Genomic DNA, 23,664 nt, shown 5'->3' on the forward strand with positions numbered 1-23,664 from the left:
AGGAGTTAGCGGAATGAAAAAACTGTTTTATTCACAGAAAATAGCCCCATACGTATTTATCTGCCCGTTTGTCATCACGGTCCTTCTGTTCTGGATCGCCCCCATATGCAACGGCGTGCTGTTAAGCTTTCAGGATGTGCTGAAGGATGAGTGGGTGGGGTTTAACAACTACTCCCGGCTGCTGACGGATAAAATCTTTTATAAAGCCGTGTGGAACAGCTTTAAGTATATGGTCGGGACACTGGTTCTGCTGATTCCTTTCCCGATGCTGTTTGCTACATTATTAAACAATAAGCTGTTAAAGGGAACCGAGTTCTTTAAATCCGTTTATTTCCTGCCAGCTCTGACGTCGGTAGTGGTAGCAGGTACGATTTTCCGGCTTATGTTCGGAGAATCGGCCTCCTCCCTCTTCAATCAGGTTATTGGATTTTTCGGCCTCGACCCGATCAAATGGTTAAAGGGCGCTAATACCACGTATTTTGCCCTCCTTCTGCTGGCCTGCTGGCGCTGGACGGGCGTCAATATCCTCTATTTCCTGGCCGGACTCCAGAACATTCCGACGGAATTATACGAGGCGGCGTCCATCGACGGAGCGACGAAATGGCAGCAGTTTAAAAGTATTTCCATCCCCCTGTTAAAGCCGACTACAGTCTACGTACTGACCATCAGCATCTACGCGGGCCTGTCCATGTTCCTGGAGAGTACCATGCTGTTCAAGGGCAATAACTCCCCGAACAACATCGGCCTTACCATTGTCGGATACTTATACCGGCAGGGCGTGGAGAAGCGGGCCATGGGATACGCCTGTGCCGTTGGTATGGTTCTTCTCATTATCGTCATGGTTGTCAATGTCATTCAGCTGAAGCTGACAGGTACCTTTAAAGAGGAGGATAAATAGTATGCAGACGAAATTATCCGGTAAATCAAAAAAGGCAAGTCTGGAGCTGTGGGGCAGTACCATCCTGTTCATTGTTCTGGCAATTGTGATTATTCTTCCGATCTGGCTTCTGTTAATCGCCAGCTTCAAGCCCGGAGGCGACTTATTACAGTACGGCTTAAACCTGGATATCAATTTCTCCAGAATGAGCCTCGACAATTTCGTCCTTCTTTTCACGGGACAGCACGAGTACTGGACCTGGTTCTTCAACAGTATCTTTTTAACGGCTCTGACCGTGCTGCTGACACTGGCCGTAAGCGCCTTTGTCGGATACGGCTTTGCGGCGTACGAGTTTAAGGGAAAAAGGGTATTTTTCGTCATCGTCCTTCTCATCCTTTCGATCCCGCTGGAGGTTGTCATGCTGCCGCTGTATAAGCAGATGTCCGTGATGAAGCTGATGGACAGCTATACGGCCATTGTCCTTCCGTTCATGGCGCATGCATCCACAATTTTCTTTTTCCGCCAGTACTTACTGAGCCTTCCAAAGTCTCTCCTGGAGGCGGGAAGAATCGACGGCGCTACAGAATACGGAATCTTTTTAAGGCTGATCGTACCGATTATGAAGCCGGCGTTCTCTGCCATGGCGATCTTAAACGGCATGAACGCATGGAACAACTACCTGTGGCCGCTGCTGGTAATCCGTTCTTCGGATAAATACACACTGACCCTTGGTTTAAATACGCTGATCAACCCTTATGGGGACAATTACAGCCTGCTGATCGTAGGTTCCCTGTTCTCCATCATCCCGATCTTCATCCTGTTTATTGCTTTCCAGAAGTATTTCATTGAAGGCATGACGGCCGGAGCGGTGAAAGGTTAAGCGTCGGAGGGAGAAACATGTATGAATCAGTTTAACTATAAAAAGACTCCGGAAAATGTCCCGTTTATCAGTAACCGGGCAGACCCGTATGTGACGCGCCGCGACGACGGCACGTATTACTTTACGGCCAGCGTTCCGGAGTACGACAGAATAATATTGAGAAAGTCGGATTCCCTTATGGGGCTTCGGGATGCTCCCGAAAAAACGGTATGGAAAAAACATGAAAGCGGTGAGATGAGCGCCCACATCTGGGCGCCGGAGCTTCACCGGATCGGGGACGCCTGGTATCTCTACTTTGCCGCGGGCGCTGCAGAGGATGTCTGGGCCATCCGGCCGTATGTGCTGGAGTGCAGGGCGGAGGACCCCATGGAAGGTCCCTGGCGGGAATTGGGGATGATGGAGGCCGCAGATGAGTTTTCCTTTCAGGATTTTTCCCTGGATATGACCGTCTTTGCCTCGAACGGCGCCTGGTACTGTGTCTGGGCGGAAAAAGTGAGCGTGGGAAAGAAGATTTCCAATCTCTATATTGCCAGGATGAAGTCCCCGCATAGTCTGGCGACGAAGCAGGTTCTCCTGTCGTCCCCGGATTACGACTGGGAGCGGGTTGATTTCTGGGTCAATGAAGGGCCGGCTGTTATCAGACGGAATGGACGCATCTGCATGACGTATTCGGCCAGCGCCACAGGCGCGGAATACTGCATGGGATTACTGAGCGCCAAAGAAGACAGTGACCTTCTCGACCCCGCCAGCTGGGCCAAGGAACGGCTGCCGGTCCTTGTGACCGATGAAACGGCCGGACTGTACGGTCCCGGCCATAATTCCTTCACTGTCGATGAGAATGGCCGGGATATCATGGTATTTCACGCACGGCAGTACGATGAGATTACGGGAGATCCGCTGTATGACCCGAACCGGCACGCGTATCTGGCCGGTGTGGAATGGGAAGACGGGAAGATGGTTTTCAAGCCGATGAGGCTTTAGGCAGAAGACAGACCACAGACAACATTTGACAGACTGCATCCCCTGTGATACACTGATGAAGTAAAACGAAAATAAACGAAATCAAAAACGCTTCTGCCGATTGCGGCGATAAACGTTTTTATGAGGATAACAGCGATGAACAGACCAGCTCATGTATTCACTTATGAATATTGCAGCGATACCTTCAGTGCAGAGACTTACTGCAGTGAAGCTTTTGGCGTACAATATAAGAGGGAATCCATGCAGTCGGGATATGGTTTATCGTGAAATCCGTTTAGACATTTTGAATGTAAAATGTAATGATATCGGAGGAATCGCTGCCCGGCGGTTCCTTTTTTGTGTGCAGCAGGATATCTGCCATACTATGAAAAATAATTTTAAAAATCTGTAAAGTAATGCAAATTTGCATTGTTCGGTGTGGTAAAGTATGACCATAGACAACAGAAAGAAAGTCAAAAACGTAATATTTGAGGATGCGTAAGCCCAGCGGCGAGGGCAGGAGACTGTAAATCTCTCACATCGGAAACAACGCAGGTTCGAGTCCTGCCGCATCCATTTTTCGTCAAACGAAGCGGGACGGGAGCCGCCGCACTTCGAAAAAAACGGGAAATTCAAAATTTGGAAAAGTGATCGAGAGGATTAAGATGATACTTTGCTAAAGTATTGTGCCGTCAGGCACCGGGGGTTCGAATCCCTCCTTTTCCGTTTGGAGTATTTTATAATAGGAAGAAAGGAATGGAAAACGAAATGGAAACCGTCGTACTGCGTGAGCGATATTACAGCAGCGCGCCTGTCAGTTATGATAACTACAGGCTTTTTTGCGTTGCAGAAGACGATCGCTTAAAGAACGTGCGGCGGATTATCCAGTCCCGCGGCAGGGACCGCATGATCTTTAAGCCTCAACAGGAGGATGGGTATCATGCATCAGGTTTTATTTCCGCTGGTGATTGTAAATATATTAAAACAACATGGATCAAAGGAGCAGCCGCTGACGATCACGCAGATTGCGGATATGATCAACCGGCAGTACGCACCGTTTTCGGACCGGGAACAGGTCATCAACCGTTCTACCGTGGCGAGGACACTGGAATCGCTGGTGCTGTACACGGAGGTCGGCGATCTGCTGGATTTCTGTGTCGTAGAGGGCGGTTCGGCGAATAAGAAAAAATACTACATCGAAAATCACAAAATTGGATAAATTTTGGCAGGAGCAAGTCCGAATAATTTACTGCCCTGCGGCTCATACTAGATTTTGTACAAAAGAAGTACAAAACAGAAACAGGTGAGTCCATGGAGAAACCGAGTAGGAAACTGAAGAAAACTTTTTTAATACTGGGAGTTACGGGGGCAGTTTATGCAAGCTTTAAGTATCTGCTGCCCCTGGTGATTCCCTTTTTGATTGCATATATATTTGCCCTGGCACTTCGCCCTTCCGCCGTATGGCTGGAAAAGAAATGCCGGTTTACATTAAAAAGGAAAGAAGTCCATCTGCCCCTGGCGGTTATCGGCGGCGTCCAGATCATCATCCTGATGGCGCTGTTCGGCACGCTTCTGTATTATGGCGGGCGAAAGCTGTGTATGGAGGCGAATTTGTTCTTCGATAACCTTCCGCAGATGATTAACAGCCTCGACCGCTGGCTGACCGGCTGCTGCTTCTTTACCGAGAATCTCTTCCGCCTCCCCAGGGGCTTTCTGGTGGAAATGCTGCGTGAGATGCTGGTCGGCGGCGGGAAGGCCATGAAGGATGCCGCCATGCCGTTTTTAATGGTAAACTCCATGACCGTCGTGCGCTGTTTCGTGGAGGTTACGGTCATGACCATTATTCTGTTTATCGCCACCATCCTCTCCCTTCAGGAGATGGAGGATATCCGGATGCGCCGTGACAATTCCATTTTCCGCCACGAATTTGCCCTGTTGGGCAGCAGGCTGACCATGGTAGGCAGCGCATGGCTGAAGACACAGGGAAGCATCATGTTCCTGACCATGTGCATCTGTACCGCAGGCCTTTTCCTTATGGGCAATCAGTACAGCCTGCTTCTGGGAATCGGAATCGGCCTTCTCGACGCGCTTCCCATCTTTGGCACGGGAACGGTACTGATCCCCTGGACTCTGTTTCGCCTGGTGAATGGCGACTGGTTCTACGGAATCGGCCTCTTTGTCATCTATATTATCTGCTACTTCCTCCGCCAGGTGATGGAGGCTAAAATCATGGCAGACAAGGTCGGCCTGACACCGCTTGAAACGCTGATCTCCATGTATGTGGGACTCCAGCTGTTCGGCCTTCTGGGCTTTATCCTGGGGCCGATCGGACTCCTGATTATTGAAGATCTGGTGGAACTGTACGGCGGCTAGTGGTATACTGGTTCCATATAAGAATCTCAACAGGCGTGCCGCGGCAGCGATGCCATGGCAGAAATGGAGGCAGTAATGGAGCCGGAAAAATTGATTGAATTTTTAGGAGTATTAGAAAAACTAAAATGCAATACCCGCCATAACTGGACCACCTCCGGCAGGAGGGAGAGCGTAGCAGAGCACAGCTGGCGTCTGGCGGTTATGGCGTTTCTGCTGAGGGATGAATTCCCGGAGCTGGACATGGACCGGGTGGTGGACATGTGTCTGATCCACGACTGGGGAGAGGCCATTACCGGGGATATTCCCGCCTTTATAAAAGGCGGTGCAGATGAAGAGACGGAGAGCGCCGTCCTTCGGACTATGACCAGTTCCCTCCCCGATGATCTGGCCTGCAGGCTTAATGGCCTTTTCGACGAGATGGAGGCGCTTCAGACGAAGGAGGCAAGACTCACCAGGGCTCTGGACAAGATCGAGACCCTGATTCAGCATAACGAGGCGGGCGCGGACACATGGCTCCCTCTGGAATATGAGCTGAATCTTACATATGGCGACGACATATCGAACATGTCAGAATACACCAGACGATTACGTGACCTGGTCAGGCAGGAGTCCGAGCGGATTATAAGCGAAAAGCCGCTGGGGGATAAAGAATGCGGCAGTACAGGAAGCCACAGCGCTCTCGACGATGAAACCTTTGAAAAAATAAAGGCGCTCCGCAGAGAACTCCACAAAATCCCGGAACTGTCCGGCCAGGAACGAAGGACCATGGAAGTGTTAAAAACGTTCCTCAGAGAGCACACCTCCCTCTCGGTCACTGACCGCGGCGGCTGGTTCTACGCCCTCCATCAGGAAAACGGCGCTGAGGAAACCGTTGTCTTCCGCGCGGACATGGACGCCATAAAAGGACCCGGAAACATTCCTTATCACGGATGCGGCCACGACGGCCACAGCGCCATTCTGGCGGGGCTCTGCCTCTTGACGGAGGGGCGGGTTTTTCAAAAGAATCTCTGCTTCCTCTTCCAGCCTGCCGAGGAGACCGGAGAAGGCGGAAATCCATGCAGCAGATTATTAGAAGAACTGGGCGCGGACAGAGTCTACGGCTTTCACAATCTCCCGGGCTATCCGCTGGGGACTGCGGTTATGAGGAGGGAGACATTTTCCTGTGATACCGTAAACACCCCTGAGATCACAGACATGAGCCGGATGCTTTTCGAGCAGGAAGGAATCCCCTGCCTCGAAGCCGCCGCCCCATTCCGCTGGTCTGAGGATTTCGGAGGGTATTTAAAGAAATGCCAGGGCATGTATTTCGGCATAGGAGCCGGTGAAGACTGTCCGGACCTTCACACGCCAGACTATGAGTTCCCGGACGAAGTGATCAGAAATGCGGTCAGATGCCTGTATCTGCTTGCGGAGATATAGAGCGTATTCCCGTGTTGTGTGTCACCTTCCATGTAAATGGTACGGAATAATAAATCAAATATTTATGAAGAAAGCAGAGAGTGTGTCATGGAAAATATAAAAGCAGAAATCAAGATGAGTGATTTGGAAAAAGTTGATATCAGGGTTGGGACGATCGAACTGGTGGAAGACGTACCGAAATCAGATAAACTGGTAAAGCTGACCGTGAATTTTGGTACGTTTAAAAGGACAATTCTCGTCGGACTGAAAAAAGAACGGGAGAATCCAGGAGAAGTAGAAGGGAAACAGGCGTTGTTTGTTGTGAATCTGGCGCCGAGAGAGATGTTTGGCATCGAGTCCCATGGAATGCTGTGGGACATTGGTTATGAGGACGGAATCGTACCAGTTCTTGCGATGCCCGAAAAAACTGTTCCGAACGGAACGAGGGTGGGGTAATCAGCGGAGAACACGAAGGAGGTTAGAAGTAAAATGAAAAAGAGGATGGCAATGATCGTATTTTCCCTGTTCTTTCTCTGTTCCTGTTCCCCTAATACAGGGCAGAGCGGAAGCAGCAGTCAGACTGAGCCGCCGATCGCCTCCATACCTGAAACGAGTACCGGGACCATTGAGGTATTGGCTCCCTATTCGGATGTGCGTGGGTTTGATGAAGTCAATACACTGCGTTCCGGTGAGTATGTTCCGGCGGATATGATTACATACTGGTTTAATCAAAATACGCTTTTTGAGGGAAACGAAGCGCTTGCGGCCGAGATTATGGAAACTGGAAAAAATCCCGGACTGCATGTGCAGGAACTTCATGACCGGGGAATTACAGGTAAAAACGTGACAGTGGCAATCATTGACCAGCCCTTACTGCCCGGACATCCAGAGTATGCAGGCAAGATTGAAGAGTACTATACCGTGGGATTGACCGAAAAAGACCGCCCCAGTTCGATGCATGGCCCTGCGGTAACAAGTCTGCTTGCGGGGAACTCCATCGGAACAGCCCCGGATGTCAGGCTGTACTATGCAGCAATCAAATTCTGGGACAGAAACGCATCGGAAATGGCAGGCCAGGCGCTGGACTGGATGATCGAGCAGAATAAAACACTGCCGGAGTCTGAAAAAATTCGTGCTGTCAGTGTATCAGCAGACCTCACAAACACGGAATATTTTGATCATCCTGAGGTGTGGGACGAGGCGGTGAAACGGGCCCGGGAGGCCGGTATCTTGGTATTGGACTGCAGAGCGGACTATGATACCTGTGTATTCTGGCCCAGCTTTTTTGATTTCGATCAACGGGATGATATTACGGCGAGCAAAATCGGAACGCCTGACGGTGATTTTTTGGAATGTCCTGTGCAGGCCCTGGGAACCCCGGTGGGATACCGCACCACGGCAGAGGTCTCCAGTGAAGGTGAGTATTCTTACAGCTATGACGCGTCAGGCGGACATAGCTGGGCAATTCCTTATGGGATAGGCGTCCTGGCTCTGGGCTGGCAGGTAAATCCATCGCTGACAGGCCAGGAGCTGTTGGATCTCATGCGGCAGACGGCTTACCAAAATGATTCCGGGGATCGCTTCCTGGATCCGGCTGCTTTTATAGATGCGGTTCAGTCAACGGTGCACGAAAATCAGCAGGAGCAAGTTCTGATCTCCCCTTGACAAAGAAATCCAAATAGCGTAAAATCAACCATACAAACTAACATAACAACATACGTTTCAGACGTGGAAGAGGATTAGTAAGCGATGATGCATTCCAGAGAGAGGGTCACTGGTGGAAGACCTTCATGCCCCTGGTCGCCCAACCTGCCTTGGAGTCCCGCAGCAAACTGCGGCGCATATCCGGCGTTATCGGAGATACAAGTGAGTCACGATTGTGGCTAAATTGGGTGGTACCACCGAGCTGTTCGGTCCCTTGTCTGGGGATCGGCGGCTCTTTTTTGTTTCACGGGATACGCCCTCCGCGCTCCGGCGCAGGAGTCCGGTAGCCGGACTCTATTGACAGGAAAATACGTAAATTTAAAAGGTAAAGGAGAATTGTTATGGCAAAGGACAAAAAGTTAGTAGAAGCAATCACATCAATGGATGTGGACTTCGCCCAGTGGTATACCGATGTGGTGAAGAAAGCGGAACTCATCGACTATTCCAGCGTAAAGGGCTGTATGGTTATCAAACCGGCCGGTTACGCGATCTGGGAGAATATCCAGAAGGAACTGGACGGAAGATTTAAAGAGGTTGGCGTGGAAAATGTATACATGCCGATGTTTATTCCGGAGAGTCTTCTCGAGAAGGAAAAGGATCACGTGGAAGGATTCGCGCCGGAGGTGGCATGGGTGACCTATGGCGGTCTGGAGCCGCTTGCAGAGCGCCTCTGTGTGAGACCGACTTCAGAGACTCTGTTCTGTGATTTTTACGCGAGGGACATTCAGTCTTACCGCGATCTGCCGAAGGTATATAACCAGTGGTGTTCCGTTGTGCGCTGGGAGAAGACGACGAGACCGTTCCTGCGTTCCCGCGAGTTCTTATGGCAGGAGGGCCATACGGCTCATGCCACAGCAGAGGACGCGCAGGCAAGAACCGAGCAGATGTTAAATCTTTATGCCGATTTCTGTGAGGAAGTCCTGGCCATGCCGGTTATCCGCGGCCAGAAGACCGACAAGGAGAAATTCGCCGGAGCAGAAGCTACCTACACGATCGAGGCACTGATGCACGACGGCAAGGCGCTTCAGTCCGGAACGAGCCATAACTTTGGCGATGGATTTGCAAAAGCCTTTGAAATCCAGTACTCTGATAAAGAGAACAAGCTGCAGTACGTACACCAGACCTCCTGGGGCATGAGCACCCGTCTGATCGGCGGCATCATCATGGTACACGGCGATGACAACGGCCTCGTGCTGCCACCGAGAATCGCACCGGTTCAGGTGATGATCGTTCCGATCCAGCAGTCGAAGGAAGGCGTTCTGGAGAAGGCGGCCGAGATCAAATCCGTGCTGTCCGGATACCGTGTGAAGGTGGATGACACAGACAAGAGCCCGGGATGGAAATTCGCTGAATCTGAGATGCGCGGTATTCCGGTCCGCGTGGAGATCGGACCGAAGGATATTGAGGCAGGCCAGGCCATTCTGGTTCGCCGCGATACCCATGAGAAGACCGCCGTTTACCTGGAGGAGATCGGTCAGAAGGTTGGAGAACTGCTCGATACTATCCAGCACGATATGTACGAGCGCGCACTGGCACACCGTGAGGCCCATACGTATGAGGCGACTGATTTTGATACATTTACAAAGACGATTGAAGAGAAACCGGGCTTCGTAAAAGCCATGTGGTGCGGATGCCAGGAATGTGAAGACAAGATCAAGGAACTGACAGGAGCGACTTCACGCTGTATGCCATTTAAGCAGGAGAAACTTTCCGATACGTGTATCTGCTGCGGAAAGCCGGCGACGAAGATGGTATACTGGGGCCGCGCATATTAATGCATGTATCGATTCAACCGTAGGGCTGGTGGATTGAAACTAATATAGAAATGAGATGATGGCATGGGGATAGAAATGCGGGTTCCGGCGGATGCGGAGCAGATCATTGAAAAACTGAATGAGCACGGATTTGAGGCGTATGTCGTGGGCGGGTGCGTCCGCGACAGCCTGCTGGGAAAAGAGCCGGAGGACTGGGATATCACCACCTCGGCGAAGCCAGAAGAAGTGAAGGCCATTTTCAGCCGGACGATCGATACGGGGATCCAGCACGGCACGGTTACGGTGATGCTTAACCGGCAGGGCTATGAAGTGACGACGTACCGGGTGGACGGTGAGTATGAGGATGGGCGCCATCCGAAGTCCGTAGATTTTACCACCAGCCTTTTAGAAGACTTAAAACGCCGCGATTTCACCATCAACGCCATGGCTTACAACGGCCGCGAGGGGCTGGTGGATGCATTTGGCGGCATGGAGGATTTAGAGAACCGGGTGATCCGGTGCGTCGGAAGTGCCGTGAACCGCTTTACGGAGGATGCGCTCCGGATCTTGAGGGCAGTCCGGTTTTCCGCACAGCTCGATTTCCGGATTGAGGATGAGACGTACGAGGCGATTTCCCTGATCGCCCCCAACCTGGAAAAGGTGAGCAGAGAGCGTATTGCGACGGAGCTTACGAAGCTGTTGCTGTCCGGCCATCCGGAGAAGATGAAGAGAGTTTCCGATACCGGGGCTTCCCGCTATATCTCGGAGCCATTTTTTAAGGCAGCCGTGCTGAGCAAAGGCGAGCTGCGTCCGCTGGGGTGTCTTCCCGCTGTAAAATATATGAGATGGGCCGGCTTCCTCCGCAGGGAGCAGGGGGAGACGGCGGCAGACATACTGCGGGATCTGAAGATGGACTGTGACACCATGGATCGGGTAAAAATACTTGTATCCCGGTGGAGAACGCCGATTGCCGCCGAAAAACCGGCGATCCGTCGGGTGATGAACCAGATTCCCGGCGATCTTTTCGACAGCCTGCTCTGCTTCCAGGAGGTATTTGCCGGAGAAGTAGGCGAAGGCTATGGAGAGACGTTAAAGACGGTAAAGGCACTGGCGGAGGAGATCCGCAGGGCCGGAGACCCGGTGAACTTAAAGGAACTGGCCGTGGATGGCCGTGATCTGATGGCGGCCGGTATGAAGCCGGGACCGGCACTTGGGAAGACGCTGAATGCGCTGATGGAACAGGTGCTGGAGCGGCCGGAGTGCAACGAGAGAGCGTATCTGCTGCGCGCCGCCGGATTGGAAAATGGGATAAAGGAATCATGAGAAGGAGTTTGGCCCCTGCGGCCGCGGCTGTGTAAAAACAGCAGCGGAAGCAGGGGCCAAACTTTCTTTTTTCACGTATATTTCCGTCCCGCCACTCATACCCTAGAAGTAGCCGATGAGCTAAGAGTTGGAGGGGTGGTTGTGATAGAGAAATACACAGAGGTGCTTTCGCAGTATGAGCTTGAAATTCTGGATGTGAGACGCGGCCGCGGCGCCTGGCTGTGTGAGACAAACCAGGGCCTGAAGCTTCTCAGAGAATATAAAGGGACCATAAAACGGCTGGATTTCGAAGACCAGGTGTTTACACAGCTGGAAGAGGCCTGGCACCCTTTTGTGGACCGTTATGTGAGAAACCGTGAGGGCGAACTGCTTTCCAGCGCGGATGACGGGACGAGATGGATCGTAAAAGACTGGTATGCCGACAAAGAGTGTAATTTAAAAGACGACAAAGAAGTCCTCAGAGCCATTACGCAGATTGCCAGTTTACATAAAATGTTGCGAAAGATCGAATTCAAGGAAGAGTGGAATCTCGGTTCTATTCTCGTGCAGCTTCCGGGAGATGAGATGGAGCGCCATAACCGGGAGCTTATAAGGGCACGTTCCTTTATCCGAAACAAGAGAAAAAAGACGGAGTTTGAGCTCTGCGTCATAGGAAACTACGATATGTTTTACGAGCAGGCCAAGGACGCCAGACTTGGCATGAAGGAATTCTGTGCGTATCACGGAGACGAGGAATGCTATCTGTGTCACGGAGACTTAAACCAGCATCATATCCTGATGTGTCCCAGGGACGTGGCTGTGGTGGAATTTAACCGCATGCATCTGGGAATGCAGATGGAGGACCTGTACCATTTTATGAGAAAAGCCATGGAGAAGCATGACTGGAGTTTAAAACTCGGCAACTCCATGCTGGAAACGTATTCCAGGATCCTTCCGCTTTCGGACACAGACAGGACCTGTCTTTACTATCTGTTTCTGTATCCGGAAAAATACTGGAAACAGATTAATTTCTACTACAATGCGAACAAAGCCTGGATTCCGGCCAGAAATATCGAGAAATTAAAGGACCTGGAATTGCAGCAGCCGCTTCGCAATGAGTTCCTTTCCAGAATTAAATAACACAATTTCGCTTTCCTTTTAGGCTGTTATGATTTATAATGTTGATAACAGAATGGAGAGAAAGGAGTATTGTGTTTTATGAAAGACTATAAGAGTATTTATGAAGAATGGCTGGCTAATCCATACTTCGATGAGGCTACGAAAGAAGAACTCCGGTCCATTAAAGAGGACGAGAATGAAATTAAAGAAAGGTTTTATCAGGATCTGGAATTTGGCACGGCAGGCCTGCGCGGCATCATCGGCGCGGGAATCAACCGTATGAATATTTATGTGGTCCGCAGGGCAACCCAGGGGCTTGCCAATCATATTATCAAGCAGGGCGGCGCCGATAAAGGCGTGGCAATCGCTTACGATTCCAGACATATGTCTCCGGAATTTGCAGAGGAAGCGGCCCTTACTCTGGCGGCCAACGGTATTAAGGCCTATAAGTTCGAATCCCTGCGTCCGACTCCTGAACTTTCCTTCGCAGTCAGGGAACTGGGCTGTATCGCCGGTATTAACATCACCGCAAGCCATAACCCGCCTGAGTATAACGGATACAAGGTTTACTGGGAGGATGGCGCACAGTTTACCCCGCCTCACGACAAGGGAGTAACCGCGGAGGTTCTGGCGATCACAGACCTTTCCACGGTAAAGACCACCGATGTGGAATCAGCAAAGGCAGCAGGCAAGTACGAGATCATCGGCGAAGCCATAGATGATAAATACATCGCGCAGGTAAAAGCCCAGGTAGTGAATCAGGAAGCGATCGACAAGATGCAGGACAGCATTCAGATTGTATATACTCCACTCCACGGCACAGGCAACATTCCGGCCAGGAGAGCACTGGCTGAGATCGGCTTCACCCATGTATACGTGGTTCCGGAGCAGGAGCTTCCGGATGGAGACTTCCCGACCGTCAGCTATCCGAACCCGGAGGCAGAGGAAGCCTTTGAACTGGGCCTTGCTCTGGCAAAGGAGAAGGACGCCGATTTAGTGCTGGCGACCGATCCGGATGCAGACCGTCTCGGCGTTTACGTAAAAGACGCGAAGTCCGGCGACTATATTCCGCTTACAGGCAACATGTCAGGTTCCCTGTTATGTGAATACGTGCTGAGCCAGAAGAAGGAGCGCGGTGCCATTCCGGAGGATGGACAGGTGGTGAAGTCCATCGTTACCACCAATCTGGTTGACGCGGTGGCGAAGTCCTACGGATGCGAGCTGATTGAGGTTCTGACCGGATTTAAGTATATCGGCCAGCAGATTTTAAAAGAAGAGAACACGGGATACGGAACGTATTTATTCGGTCTGGAGGAGAGCTACGGCTGTCTGATCGGTACGTATGCCCGTGATAAAGACGCGATTTCCGCTACGGTAGCGCTCTGTGAGGCGGCCGCTTATTATAAGATGAAGGGCATGACCTTATGGGATGCCATGATTGCCATCTATGAGAAGTACGGCTACTATAAAGACGCCGTCAAGTCCATCGGACTGAAGGGAATTGAGGGCCAGGCAAAGATCCAGGCCATCATGGATACATTAAGAAACAACACACCAACCGAAGTGGGCGGATACAGAACGGTCTCTGCCAGGGACTACAAGCTGGATACCATAAAGGATATGGAAAACGGCGAAGTAAAACCGACCGGACTTCCGGAATCAAACGTTCTCTATTACGATCTGACCGATGACGCATGGCTGTGTGTAAGGCCATCCGGCACAGAGCCGAAGATCAAGTTCTACTATGGGATCAAGGGCACTTCCCTTGCGGATGCGGATGAGAAATCTGCGAAGCTGGGTGAAGCGGTGATGGCTATGGTGGATTCCATGATGTAGGGAACTGCGTTTCATGAAGACGAAATAAGTAATGGAATAAGAAGGGAAGTATCACCAGTGATTTTTATATCATGGGTGATGCTTCCCTTTTTTAATATGCATAAGAGGCTAAGTCGCTTATATCCCGGCTTCTTTCATAAGTTCCATAATCTTTTCCATGCGCTGCTCCATATCTTTCCCGGTATATTTGGGGAAATGAGCCTCGCGCACGATTCTGCCGTCACACAGGAACAGGACGCGCTCTGTGCGGGCTGCGGTCCTGGCATCGTGCGTTACTAGCATGACTGCGGTTCCCTGTGCGTTGATTTCTGTAAATATATCCATGATCTCCTGGGCGGATTTTGAATTTAAGGCGCCGGTAGGTTCATCGCCAAACAGGATTCGCGGGTCATTCATGAGAGCGCGGCAGATTCCGGCGCGCTGGAGCTGTCCGCCCGATGCATGGGAGATATCCCTGTCTTCCAGCTCCCCGATTCCGGTCTCCTTCATGAGCGATCTTGCCTTTTCAGTGATCCGTGAGACATCCTTCTTTTTATCCCGCAGGGAAGGGAGGATGATATTGTCCAGAATGTTTAAATTCTTCAGCAGAGTGGGCTGTTGGAAGACGAAGCCCATCTGAGTCCGGCGAAGGTCTGCCAGCTGGTTTTCCGTGCAGGCGGACAGATCGCTGCCGCAGAAGGATACGCTGCCGCTGTCAATGCGGTCCATGCCGCTCAATGCGAAGAGCAGTGTCGATTTTCCGGAACCTGAGGGACCCATCACCGAGATAAATTCGCCCTCGCGGACCGACAGGCTGATTCCATCCAGGATGCGCTGGTTTTCGGACCCCTCGTGAAACGATTTGATAATGTTTTTTGCGTGTATGATTTCTTCCATGTTATACCTTTCCATGTTATTCCTTTCCATATTCAGCTATTGTGATCTTCTTTATTCCCTTTGTGCCGGCAAGTGAGGCGGAGACCGCGGTGTAGATCATGAGAAGCGGGCAGAGCAGACAGGACAGGAGAGGGTTTACCGCAAAGCGGAAGGTGGGGGCGCCGAAACCGGAGAGCACCAGGCTGGCAAATGCCCCGCCCACAGTATTGGCCAGAAGGATTCCGGCAAAGACTCCGCACACGGATACGAGTACGAAACGGCTTATATACTGCAGCCGGATGTCCCCGGCCGTGAACCCGGAGGCCTTCATCACGGCGATGGAGTAGCGGTCCTTCGCGGTCAGCATATTGACAAACAGCAGTGTAATCAGACCGGTGAGCGCAAGAGCCACCGCAGCCGCAGCGATGGCCGCCATGCGGATGGCGTTCAGCGTCGGTCCGTAAGTCTGCGCAACGTAATCGCGGATATCCGTAACTTTCGTATCGGGAAATGTGTCCGCATATTCACGGACAGTCTGTGAGAGCATCGAGGGATCCTTCAGCCCGGCGTAGATGACGGCCCATACCGTATCGTCTGAATCCGCCGGGAAGGCGGCCTTCGCCGTTTTTCCCCCGTTGGTGATGTCGGAATAGATTCCGCATACCGTCATGGTCTGTGTACCGCTGCCGGTAATCAGTGTGAGGCTGTCGCCCAGACTCCTGCCCAGTTCTTCGGCATTCATGGCAGAGAGGGCGATCTCATCGGGCGAGACGGGGGCCTGCCCTTTTACGTAGGAAACAGGAAATACCCGGTGATCCCCCAGCTCTGTCAGGAGATTATGAACGGTGCCGTCCGGCGTTTCCACCTGAAATGCCTTGGTAATCAGCGAAGTATGGCGGAGAATAGAGTCGTCCTGTTCCATCTCCCGGGCGATCCGGGCGGCGTCTTCTGCCAAATGGTCTGACTGGCGCAGATCGATCCGCAGATCACAGTTACCGATTCCCATGTAGGTGACGAAGCCCCTGGACGACATGGTGGTATACAGATTGATGGGAATCACAAGGAGAAATGCCGCAAAGAGAAGTACGGTGAAATTGACGCCGTACAGCTTCTTTTGCAGGAGTACATCCCGGATTCCCAGGAAGATGCTGACATTGGAAAAATGGCTGTGGCTCAGAGCCATCCGGCCGGCGCCGCCGGAAGCCATCGGTCCGGTACCGAGCCGCATGGCCTCGGAGGCGGATACTTTATGTAAACGTCCCAAAACTCCATTTACATAAAGCATAATGGCAAAAAACACGATCAAAACGCCCGCCGGTGCGAGGAATAAGGCAGCCTTCCCGTTTCCGCCGGTTCCCATGTTTAGACGGATATTCTGAAGGAGAAGACTCTTAAGCAGGAATGACAGAACGATTCCTGCCATGCATCCGGCCGCGGCAATTGCCGCATATTTGGCGAGATACAGTTTCTTTATGTCGGAGACGCGCAGGCCGACCGCCTTCATCACACCCAGTTCCCGGTAGTCGGATTCCAACTGGGCCAGGAGCGTAAAACGAATGCATAAGAAGGCGATCATCACGGTCAGGAATCCGAGAAGCAGGATCACAGCGATCATCATGCCGTCGGATAAGGCGCCCAGCATGCGAAACAGCGGGTATGTGACGGCCGGACCGTTGGAAGGAAGCCCGGCGGCCATATAATCAGCGGCAAAGGCGTCCAGGGCCGATAAGTCTTTTAAACGGAACTCAATTAGATGTTCCATGGTTCCGAGGTCTCTCAGCCGCTCAAAATCCTGGGGACTAACGAGGAAGCGTTTGGAGGAAGAGAGCATGGAGTTCATCTGTGAATCCCGCAGAAATCCGGCTGCGCGAAACGGAATTCCACAGATGGAGACGGTGTCGCCTGTCTTCATGGCGGCTTCCTGCATATAGCAGACCGGAACGTAGATATCTCCGACGGCAGGGGTGATGACGGCTCCATCCAGATCCAGAAGGTAATCAAACGCACCGCTCTGAGTGGAAATACCGTTGTCCTGCGTACTGCTGATCAGGGATTGGCCGTTCAGTTCAATCTCCCCGTTGTCAATATTTAAAAATTCCAGAATTTGATACCGGTCAACGGCCTCATGGTGTGAGGCGAAACGGTTTAAGGGCTCAGCATCCAGCGGGCCGGAGTGCATCTGCATGAAATGGGGTGTCTCTGCCTGCACCATCAGCCGGTCCAGGGCGCCCGCAAGGTTCAGAGCCAGGATAACGGCCAGGGAGACGAGCATGGCGGCCAGCGCCACAAACAGAGTAGTGATCATGGTGGTGAGCCGGCTTTTTCTGATATCGTTACGGATAATGCGGCAATAGTTCATAGTTTACCTCGTTTCTTCAAGGGCCCTCACGGATTTGATCCGGCAGGGCAGAAAGGATATGGCGGCCAGGAAAATACCGGCTGCGACGATCAGGAGACCGGAACCTCTCCCGGAGCCGATGGAAAACAGCGCGCCGGTACCGTCCGCCAGAATGCCGGAAACTGCATAAGCGGCTACGTATCCCAGCTGTGACAGGACGCCGATCAGCCCCCAGGCCCTTCCCTGGAAATCATCGGCAATATTCGTGCGGACGAGAAAATCCAGCGCTGCGTTCGCAAAAGGCAGGGAGGAGAAGAAAAGAAATCCAAAGATGCAGATAACTACAATGTTTTCCCTGATTCCAAAACCGGCCATGAAGATCCCCGCTGCAAAGAGGGCGGCAGACAGGATAACCACGCGGTTTTTCTTCAAACTGACCGTCCCGATCACCAGACTGGAGATGAGCATGCCCGAGGCGCAGATGGTTTCGGAAACGCCGAGGACAGTGCTGTCTGCGAAGCCCAGGATCATCGGTCCGAAAAGCGTCTGGATAAAGCCTAAGAAAAATGTGATGGCAGAAGACAGAATAACCAGCACCAGCACGCCCTTCTTCTGCGTAATGGCATTCCAGCCTTCCGAAAATTCTCTGGTAAAGGATTTTTTCTCCATAGCCTTCCTGGAGTCGATCCCTTTCCGGACGACCAGCGTCGCAGTAACCGTTAAGAAAAAGGTAGCGGTGTCTAAGAGAAGCAGAAGACGAATATCGGAGATGGTGAGCAGCAGGCCCGCGAGTACCGGAGAAATCAGGTATTTTGCAGATCCTGCGACGCCTACCAGACCGCTGGCCTTCGTATACTGTTCCGGCGTCAGCAAGTCGGTCACCGTGGCCTTATAGGCGGGATCGAGAAGCGAGGAAAACACAGAACTTATGGTAACTCCCACACAGATCTGCCACAACGCGGCCTCCCCCTTAGAGAGGCAGAACAGGATAAAAAGGAGTCCCAGCGCGGACAGGCCGTCGCCCAGAATCATTAAGAGCCTTCGGTCGTAACGGTCTGCCAGAACCCCGGCAGGAACGCCCAGAATCAGTCCCGGTGCAAAGGCCAGCAGTGTGACGAGAGCCGTGGCGGAGGCCATACCTGTCTGCTGAAAGACGTATACGCCCAGTCCGAAGGAGGTGAGTCCGCTTCCGATGGCGGAAACCAGTTCTCCTGTCCAGAGGAGAAGAAATTTATTAAAATTAGTTGTCTGCTTCATTTTGCTCGACCTTTCTGCTGCTGAACACCCGCATGAGATCCGACGCAAGACTCCCGGTCTCTGCTCCCAGCAGCCGTTCTATATTGAAGATAAGCGCCTGCGTCCGCTCGTCTCTCAGTTCCTCTGAGGTTTCCGTGGCATCGTCGAAGAAGACGTTGCTGTAGACCATAATCATCTCCACACACTCCCTTGGGTAGGGAGTCTGAAAGTATCCGGCCTCCGCGCCTTCCCGGATGAGCTTCGTCAGAATCGGAGTGACGCCGTTTAATACCGCCATCTGTGTCTTCTGATGCATCAGCGCGTTCTGTGGCCGGTGCATCTGTTCTTTCAGCTCCTGACCGCCCTTCTGGCTGACATTCAGCGCCAGAATCGTGCGGATCAGACGTTCTCTGGCGGAGAGACTGCTGTCGGACGCGGCCGCCTGCGCCGCACTCAGGATCTGTCTGTTATACCGGTCGATCAGGGCATCCAGAATATCCTCTTTTGATTTAAAATGGTAGTACAGGGTTCCTCTCGCGATTCCGACCATCTCTAAAATATCGCCGGTACTGGTATTGTCAAAGCCTTTCTGGGCGAAAAGTGTATCTGCCGCATCCAGAATTTCATTTTTACGTATCTCGGGTTCTTTTACCGTTCTCATTGTGCCGTCTCCTTTTACAATTCATTACCGACTGACTGTCGGTCTATATGAAGAGGATACCATACTCTGATCTGTTTGTAAAGAGAAAGAATAAAAAATATGGCAGTATTTATGATACAAAAAAACAGAGCCGATGTTTCTGCTCTGTTTTTCCAGTCTTTTCACTCTGCTTTTTGCTATTTAATTTTTCAGACGTTCCTTTAATTCCTTCAACGCCTCTCCAAACTGTCTGGAGGAGGCAGTCGGGTTTCCCCTTAAGAGGCCCTTGCGGTAGAAGCCCAGATGTTTGGATAGCTTGTCCCTGTTTTCTGTGAGGGACTGGAGACGTTCACTCAGTGAGGATAAGTCGGGGACTGCCTTGCCTGCAGTCTCCTTGAAGAGGGAAGCGGCCTCGAGGCCCCGTTCCGCACTTTCCTTTAATGCGTTTATGGTCTCTTCTGTACGCATGGCAGTTTCTGCTTTCAAGGTGGTGATTTTTACAGCGGCTTCGCCCTTTAGGTTGGCAGCCCGCTGAATCTGCTCGTCACGCAGGCCGGAGAGTTTGTCTGCGGTTTCTGCCTTTAAGAGGGCCATCTGCACCTGGATCTCCTCCAGTTCTGCCTTCATCTTTGTCATGGACTCCAGCACGCGGCCCAGATCGAGGGCCTCTTTCGTGGATTCCACCGTGTCGGCCACAAACAGGGCTCCGATAATGCCGCATAAGACGATGCACACGATGGGGTTTAAATCCAGGACCACGGTTTCCACGGGGCGGTGAATAAATTCTGTCAGCACAATGGTCAGAAAGCCCCAGGCAATGGAGGTGCCCAGGCAGATATAGCCGTTAATGTTGAAGGGATTGTTGGTGTAGTCCCAGTATTTCATTTTAAACAGGCGCTCCATGGTCCAGCCGGTGACGTATTCCAGTGCGGATGCGCCGATCATGCCGGACAGAAAAACAAGGAACAGGTTATTCTGGAACGGCAGGGAGACCCAGAGCATGATGATGGCCCCGCTTCCGTATAACGGGAGGAGCGGAAGGCGCAAAAAGCCGCGGTTTACGAAATGGCCGCATTTTAGGGAAACGTATGTGGATTCAATGATCCAGCCTATAAAGCAGTAAATGAAGAAAAAGAGGAGCCATTGATACCAGGTGTATATGTACATAAGTAAAATCCTTTCGTTTAAAATTATCGACTTAACGATCTATACTATATCATAAACGTTTTTGTCGAATTTTACAACCCAAAACTAAGCGCGCTCTTTCCCCTTGCCAGAACGGCAGTTGTCATGTAAAATGGGTAAAGAATAAGAAGACTGAGGAGTTTACGAATGAGCATATTAAACGTTGAACATCTGACACATGGATTTGGAGACCGGGCCATCTTTAGCGACGTGTCGTTCCGTCTCTTAAAGGGAGAGCACATCGGCTTAATCGGAGCCAACGGCGAAGGCAAATCCACATTTATGAATATTATTACCGGAAAGCTTCAGCCTGACGAAGGTAAGGTTGAATGGGCGAAGCGTGTCCGCGTCGGCTATCTGGATCAGCATACGGTTCTGGAAAAGGGAATGATGATACGGGACGTGCTAAAGTCCGCGTTTGCATTTCTGTTTCAGATGGAAGAACAGATGAATGAGATCTGCGACCGCATGGGCGAAGCGGGAGAGGAAGAGATGGAGACCATGATGGAAGAACTGGGAACGATCCAGGACCTTCTGATGGCCCACGATTTCTATATTATAGACTCCAAGGTGGAAGAGGTGGCCCGGGCCCTGGGGCTTACGGATATCGGCATCGATAAGGATGTCACCGAGCTCTCCGGAGGCCAGAGGACCAAGGTTCTGCTGGGAAAACTGCTTCTGGAAAAACCGGACATCCTGCTTCTGGACGAGCCGACCAACTATTTAGACGAACAGCACATTGAGTGGCTGAAACGTTACCTTTTAGAGTATGAAAACGCCTTTATTCTGATATCTCACGATATTCCATTTTTGAACAGCGTGGTGAATATCATCTATCATATGGAGAATCAGAGTCTGGACCGCTATGTGGGAGACTACGATAAGTTTGTGGAAGTCCATGCCGTGAAGAAGGCGCAGCTGGAGGCGGCTTATAAGCGCCAGCAGCAGGAGATTGCGGAGCTGGAAGACTTCGTGGCGCGCAACAAGGCCCGGGTGTCAACCAGGAATATGGCCATGTCCAGACAGAAGAAGCTGGATAAGATGGATGTCATCGAGCTGGCGCGGGAAAAACCGAAGCCGGAATTTCATTTCCTGGAGGCGAGAACCGCGGGAAAGACGATCTTCGAGACCACCGATCTGATTATCGGTTACGACGAACCGCTGTCGAGACCATTGAACGTCCGCATGGAACGCGGGGAAAAGATCGTATTGGTCGGCGCCAACGGAATCGGAAAGACGACGCTCTTAAAGAGTATTCTGGGACTGGTACCGCCGCTGGGCGGAAAGGTGACGCTTGGCGATTACCTGTCGATCGGCTATTTCGAGCAGGAGATGGCGCCCGGCAACAAGACGACGTGTATCGAGGAGATCTGGAAGGAATTCCCGTCCTATACTCAGTACCAGGTCCGCTCCGCCCTGGCCAAGTGCGGCCTGACTACCAAGCACATCGAGAGCCAGGTCCGTGTCCTGAGCGGTGGTGAGCAGGCAAAGGTGAGATTATGTAAACTCATTAACCGGGAAACGAACGTGCTTCTGCTGGACGAGCCGACCAACCATTTGGACGTGGAGGCGAAGGAAGAACTGAAACGCGCATTGAAGGAGTACCGGGGAAGTATCCTCTTAATCTGCCATGAGCCGGAGTTTTATGAGGGCGTGGCGACAAAGGTATGGGATTGCCGGGAGTGGGCGCTGAAGCTGTCATAGAAGAAATTGATATTCCGTTCCTTCCCGGCTGGACGCCGGGAGGGAATGATGATAATAAAGAAGCAGCCGCCTTGCTCCAGGCAGCTGCTTCTTTAAACTATTGGGAATGGTAGGTATAATAAATTAGGATAATGTCTTTAGGGGGGCCGGATGATTTTTTGGATCATCCGGTATGAGTATGAAAAAGCTTTGTGTTAATCACTGTTTTGTGATTAGTTATATAATATCAGGAATTTGTGTGCAATCTGTGGACTTTCCATTAAGAAAAAATAAAAAAGATTATAACTTTATGAAGAATTAATCAATGCATTCTTTAAATAAAATCTGACAATCCATTAAAATTTCTTTTTTAGGTTCAATCCCAGATGTTAAATATTGAGAGAGGACATCGATAGAGCGATATCCCTGTTCTTTTTGCGACTGAACAATAGCAGCGTCAATTCGACCGTCTAACAGTGCTTTTTTTGCATCGGATGAAAGGTCATAAAAAATGGAAGTGAATGGCCGGTTTACATTTTTCATTGCGGAGAGGGCGACATTCGTATCTCCGCAGTAAATAATATAGCCAACCTGATTATGTTCCCTTAGTTCGCGAATCATTGTTTCCATATCATTTTCCGGCATATTTTTGAGTTCAACTATTTTTTCCAACACGAGATTGGAGGAGGTATCCTTAAAGTAATCAGCGATTCCGTCTTTTCGGTAATTATTGCCGAGCATTACGCTGGAGGGAAGAAAGGCCATTACATGTCCTGTTCCTCCGGACAGGCGGTCAGCAAGCATTCCTCCAATTCGGCCGGAGCGGTAATAATCACAATGAATGGAGGAAAGACAGGATATGCGGTTTAAATATGTATTCAGAAATACGACCGGAAAATTTTCTTTGTTTAGCTGCCGAATCCTTTTTGCGATAACGGGGGAGTTAATAGGAATGATGACTATTGCATTCGCTCCATCCTGAAGCGCCTGATCGATAAGTGTAAGCTGTACCTGTGGATCAAAATCATTACCAAAATACATCTGTACCGACATTCCATAATCTTTAATCTCTTTCTCCGCTTTATGGATTCCTTTCAGAACCTCATTCCAGAATTCACTCCCAGTTATATGAAAAATAACCGCAATTTTATATTTCCTGCTTCGTTTGACCAGTCCGGATGCAATTTTATTTGGCTGATAATCCATCTCTTTTGCAATCTGCCGGATTCGCTCAGCAACCTGTGGATTGATTCTGTCACGATTTTTTAAGGCGCGTTCCACTGTTCCAATAGAAACTCCGGCAGCGGCAGCAATATCTTTTAACGTTGTTGGCATAATCTTCACCTTCTGAATATTTATCGTCTACTCATTAGTATTACATAATGTCCCCAAAGTTACAAGTGAAAAAATATAGACATAATAGACAAAAAATAACTTATAAAATAGGCGTTGTGTAGAAAAATGGTGTGTCGACCTGGAAAAATTAAAAATCATATTGACATTTTTGTTATAAGGGTGTATTTA

20 protein-coding genes and 2 tRNA genes are annotated in these 23,664 nt (G+C 50.9%); 16 read left to right on the forward strand and 6 right to left on the reverse strand.

What is annotated here, in order from left to right; genetic code table 11:
- Positions 1-13 precede the first annotated feature (13 nt).
- From ACLTD4_RS06360 to ACLTD4_RS06425, 14 genes are all read left to right on the forward strand, one after another.
- Positions 14-898 carry a carbohydrate ABC transporter permease gene (locus ACLTD4_RS06360; protein WP_002601819.1) on the forward strand — a complete coding sequence of 295 codons (885 nt, stop codon included), beginning with the start codon at positions 14-16 and terminating at the stop codon, positions 896-898.
- 1 nt (position 899) lies between these two features.
- Positions 900-1,757, forward strand: coding sequence for a carbohydrate ABC transporter permease (locus ACLTD4_RS06365; protein WP_055654605.1), 858 nt, complete (start codon positions 900-902; stop codon positions 1,755-1,757).
- 21 nt (positions 1,758-1,778) lie between these two features.
- A complete protein-coding gene (locus ACLTD4_RS06370) occupies positions 1,779-2,738 on the forward strand; it encodes a family 43 glycosylhydrolase (RefSeq protein ID WP_117621115.1) in 960 nt (319 codons plus the stop codon).
- A 471-nt stretch (positions 2,739-3,209) separates the two neighbouring features.
- Positions 3,210-3,293: transfer RNA gene (locus ACLTD4_RS06375), tRNA-Tyr, on the forward strand.
- A 65-nt stretch (positions 3,294-3,358) separates the two neighbouring features.
- Positions 3,359-3,443: transfer RNA gene (locus ACLTD4_RS06380), tRNA-Ser, on the forward strand.
- Positions 3,444-3,657: 214 nt separating this feature from the next.
- On the forward strand, positions 3,658-3,936 hold the full coding sequence (locus ACLTD4_RS06385) for a hypothetical protein (RefSeq protein ID WP_055654608.1): 279 nt from the start codon (positions 3,658-3,660) through the stop codon (positions 3,934-3,936).
- Between the two features lie 92 nt (positions 3,937-4,028).
- A complete protein-coding gene (locus ACLTD4_RS06390; RefSeq protein WP_117621114.1) occupies positions 4,029-5,090 on the forward strand; it encodes an AI-2E family transporter in 1,062 nt (353 codons plus the stop codon).
- Between the two features lie 54 nt (positions 5,091-5,144).
- Entirely contained in the window at positions 5,145-6,509 is a 1,365-nt protein-coding gene (locus ACLTD4_RS06395) for a M20/M25/M40 family metallo-hydrolase (protein ID WP_243008221.1), read from the forward strand.
- Between the two features lie 87 nt (positions 6,510-6,596).
- A complete protein-coding gene (locus tag ACLTD4_RS06400) occupies positions 6,597-6,944 on the forward strand; it encodes a tRNA-binding protein (protein WP_117621112.1) in 348 nt (115 codons plus the stop codon).
- 33 nt (positions 6,945-6,977) lie between these two features.
- Positions 6,978-8,153, forward strand: a complete 1,176-nt coding sequence (locus tag ACLTD4_RS06405) for a S8 family serine peptidase (protein WP_117621111.1) — start codon at positions 6,978-6,980, stop codon at positions 8,151-8,153.
- A gap of 380 nt (positions 8,154-8,533) precedes the next feature.
- Positions 8,534-9,967, forward strand: coding sequence for a proline--tRNA ligase (gene proS / locus ACLTD4_RS06410; RefSeq protein ID WP_117621110.1), 1,434 nt, complete (start codon positions 8,534-8,536; stop codon positions 9,965-9,967).
- A 69-nt stretch (positions 9,968-10,036) separates the two neighbouring features.
- Positions 10,037-11,269 carry a CCA tRNA nucleotidyltransferase gene (locus ACLTD4_RS06415; RefSeq protein ID WP_055655030.1) on the forward strand — a complete coding sequence of 411 codons (1,233 nt, stop codon included), beginning with the start codon at positions 10,037-10,039 and terminating at the stop codon, positions 11,267-11,269.
- A gap of 141 nt (positions 11,270-11,410) precedes the next feature.
- Positions 11,411-12,388, forward strand: coding sequence for a hypothetical protein (locus ACLTD4_RS06420; protein ID WP_055654616.1), 978 nt, complete (start codon positions 11,411-11,413; stop codon positions 12,386-12,388).
- A 78-nt stretch (positions 12,389-12,466) separates the two neighbouring features.
- Complete coding sequence (locus ACLTD4_RS06425) at positions 12,467-14,203, forward strand: phospho-sugar mutase (protein ID WP_055654618.1); 1,737 nt, start codon at positions 12,467-12,469, stop codon at positions 14,201-14,203.
- 117 nt (positions 14,204-14,320) lie between these two features.
- Here ACLTD4_RS06425 and ACLTD4_RS06430 read toward each other — a convergent pair whose 3' ends face one another.
- The 5 genes from ACLTD4_RS06430 to ACLTD4_RS06450 all read right to left on the reverse strand — a co-directional run bounded on the left by ACLTD4_RS06430 (position 14,321) and on the right by ACLTD4_RS06450 (position 20,439).
- Entirely contained in the window at positions 14,321-15,079 is a 759-nt protein-coding gene (locus ACLTD4_RS06430; protein ID WP_117621209.1) for an ABC transporter ATP-binding protein, read from the reverse strand.
- A 16-nt stretch (positions 15,080-15,095) separates the two neighbouring features.
- On the reverse strand, positions 15,096-17,417 hold the full coding sequence (locus tag ACLTD4_RS06435; RefSeq protein ID WP_117621109.1) for an FtsX-like permease family protein: 2,322 nt from the start codon (positions 17,415-17,417) through the stop codon (positions 15,096-15,098).
- 3 nt (positions 17,418-17,420) lie between these two features.
- Positions 17,421-18,653, reverse strand: a complete 1,233-nt coding sequence (locus tag ACLTD4_RS06440) for an MFS transporter (RefSeq protein WP_117621108.1) — start codon at positions 18,651-18,653, stop codon at positions 17,421-17,423.
- Positions 18,637-19,293 carry a TetR/AcrR family transcriptional regulator gene (locus ACLTD4_RS06445; protein WP_117621107.1) on the reverse strand — a complete coding sequence of 219 codons (657 nt, stop codon included), beginning with the start codon at positions 19,291-19,293 and terminating at the stop codon, positions 18,637-18,639. The genes ACLTD4_RS06440 and ACLTD4_RS06445 overlap by 17 nt, the downstream gene beginning before the upstream one ends.
- A 180-nt stretch (positions 19,294-19,473) precedes the next feature.
- On the reverse strand, positions 19,474-20,439 hold the full coding sequence (locus ACLTD4_RS06450; RefSeq protein ID WP_055654626.1) for a putative ABC transporter permease: 966 nt from the start codon (positions 20,437-20,439) through the stop codon (positions 19,474-19,476).
- 165 nt (positions 20,440-20,604) lie between these two features.
- Here ACLTD4_RS06450 and ACLTD4_RS06455 point away from each other — a divergent pair, with 165 nt between their 5' ends.
- Positions 20,605-22,161 carry an ABC-F family ATP-binding cassette domain-containing protein gene (locus tag ACLTD4_RS06455; RefSeq protein WP_117621106.1) on the forward strand — a complete coding sequence of 519 codons (1,557 nt, stop codon included), beginning with the start codon at positions 20,605-20,607 and terminating at the stop codon, positions 22,159-22,161.
- Complete coding sequence (locus ACLTD4_RS06460) at positions 22,125-22,274, forward strand: hypothetical protein (RefSeq protein WP_181991261.1); 150 nt, start codon at positions 22,125-22,127, stop codon at positions 22,272-22,274. The genes ACLTD4_RS06455 and ACLTD4_RS06460 overlap by 37 nt, the downstream gene beginning before the upstream one ends.
- 184 nt (positions 22,275-22,458) lie before the next feature.
- On the opposite strand, the gene ACLTD4_RS06465 is transcribed toward ACLTD4_RS06460, so the two are convergent.
- Positions 22,459-23,475, reverse strand: coding sequence for a LacI family DNA-binding transcriptional regulator (locus ACLTD4_RS06465; RefSeq protein ID WP_055654630.1), 1,017 nt, complete (start codon positions 23,473-23,475; stop codon positions 22,459-22,461).
- Positions 23,476-23,664 lie beyond the last annotated feature (189 nt).

It is taken from the genome of Hungatella sp., from assembly GCF_046966825.1.

Bases quoted from the DNA above. Each gene is read 5' to 3' on its own strand.
- ACLTD4_RS06360 (WP_002601819.1), top strand. From the start codon at position 14: ATGAAAAAACTGTTTTATTCACAGAAAATAGCCCCATACGTATTTATC.
- ACLTD4_RS06365 (WP_055654605.1), top strand. From the start codon at position 900: ATGCAGACGAAATTATCCGGTAAATCAAAAAAGGCAAGTCTGGAGCTG.
- ACLTD4_RS06370 (WP_117621115.1), top strand. From the start codon at position 1,779: ATGAATCAGTTTAACTATAAAAAGACTCCGGAAAATGTCCCGTTTATC.
- ACLTD4_RS06385 (WP_055654608.1), top strand. From the start codon at position 3,658: ATGCATCAGGTTTTATTTCCGCTGGTGATTGTAAATATATTAAAACAA.
- ACLTD4_RS06390 (WP_117621114.1), top strand. From the start codon at position 4,029: ATGGAGAAACCGAGTAGGAAACTGAAGAAAACTTTTTTAATACTGGGA.
- ACLTD4_RS06395 (WP_243008221.1), top strand. From the start codon at position 5,145: ATGGCAGAAATGGAGGCAGTAATGGAGCCGGAAAAATTGATTGAATTT.
- ACLTD4_RS06400 (WP_117621112.1), top strand. From the start codon at position 6,597: ATGGAAAATATAAAAGCAGAAATCAAGATGAGTGATTTGGAAAAAGTT.
- ACLTD4_RS06405 (WP_117621111.1), top strand. From the start codon at position 6,978: ATGAAAAAGAGGATGGCAATGATCGTATTTTCCCTGTTCTTTCTCTGT.
- proS (WP_117621110.1), top strand. From the start codon at position 8,534: ATGGCAAAGGACAAAAAGTTAGTAGAAGCAATCACATCAATGGATGTG.
- ACLTD4_RS06425 (WP_055654618.1), top strand. From the start codon at position 12,467: ATGAAAGACTATAAGAGTATTTATGAAGAATGGCTGGCTAATCCATAC.
- ACLTD4_RS06430 (WP_117621209.1), bottom strand. From the start codon at position 15,079: ATGGAAGAAATCATACACGCAAAAAACATTATCAAATCGTTTCACGAG.
- ACLTD4_RS06435 (WP_117621109.1), bottom strand. From the start codon at position 17,417: ATGAACTATTGCCGCATTATCCGTAACGATATCAGAAAAAGCCGGCTC.
- ACLTD4_RS06440 (WP_117621108.1), bottom strand. From the start codon at position 18,653: ATGAAGCAGACAACTAATTTTAATAAATTTCTTCTCCTCTGGACAGGA.
- ACLTD4_RS06445 (WP_117621107.1), bottom strand. From the start codon at position 19,293: ATGAGAACGGTAAAAGAACCCGAGATACGTAAAAATGAAATTCTGGAT.
- ACLTD4_RS06450 (WP_055654626.1), bottom strand. From the start codon at position 20,439: ATGTACATATACACCTGGTATCAATGGCTCCTCTTTTTCTTCATTTAC.
- ACLTD4_RS06455 (WP_117621106.1), top strand. From the start codon at position 20,605: ATGAGCATATTAAACGTTGAACATCTGACACATGGATTTGGAGACCGG.
- ACLTD4_RS06460 (WP_181991261.1), top strand. From the start codon at position 22,125: ATGGGATTGCCGGGAGTGGGCGCTGAAGCTGTCATAGAAGAAATTGAT.
- ACLTD4_RS06465 (WP_055654630.1), bottom strand. From the start codon at position 23,475: ATGCCAACAACGTTAAAAGATATTGCTGCCGCTGCCGGAGTTTCTATT.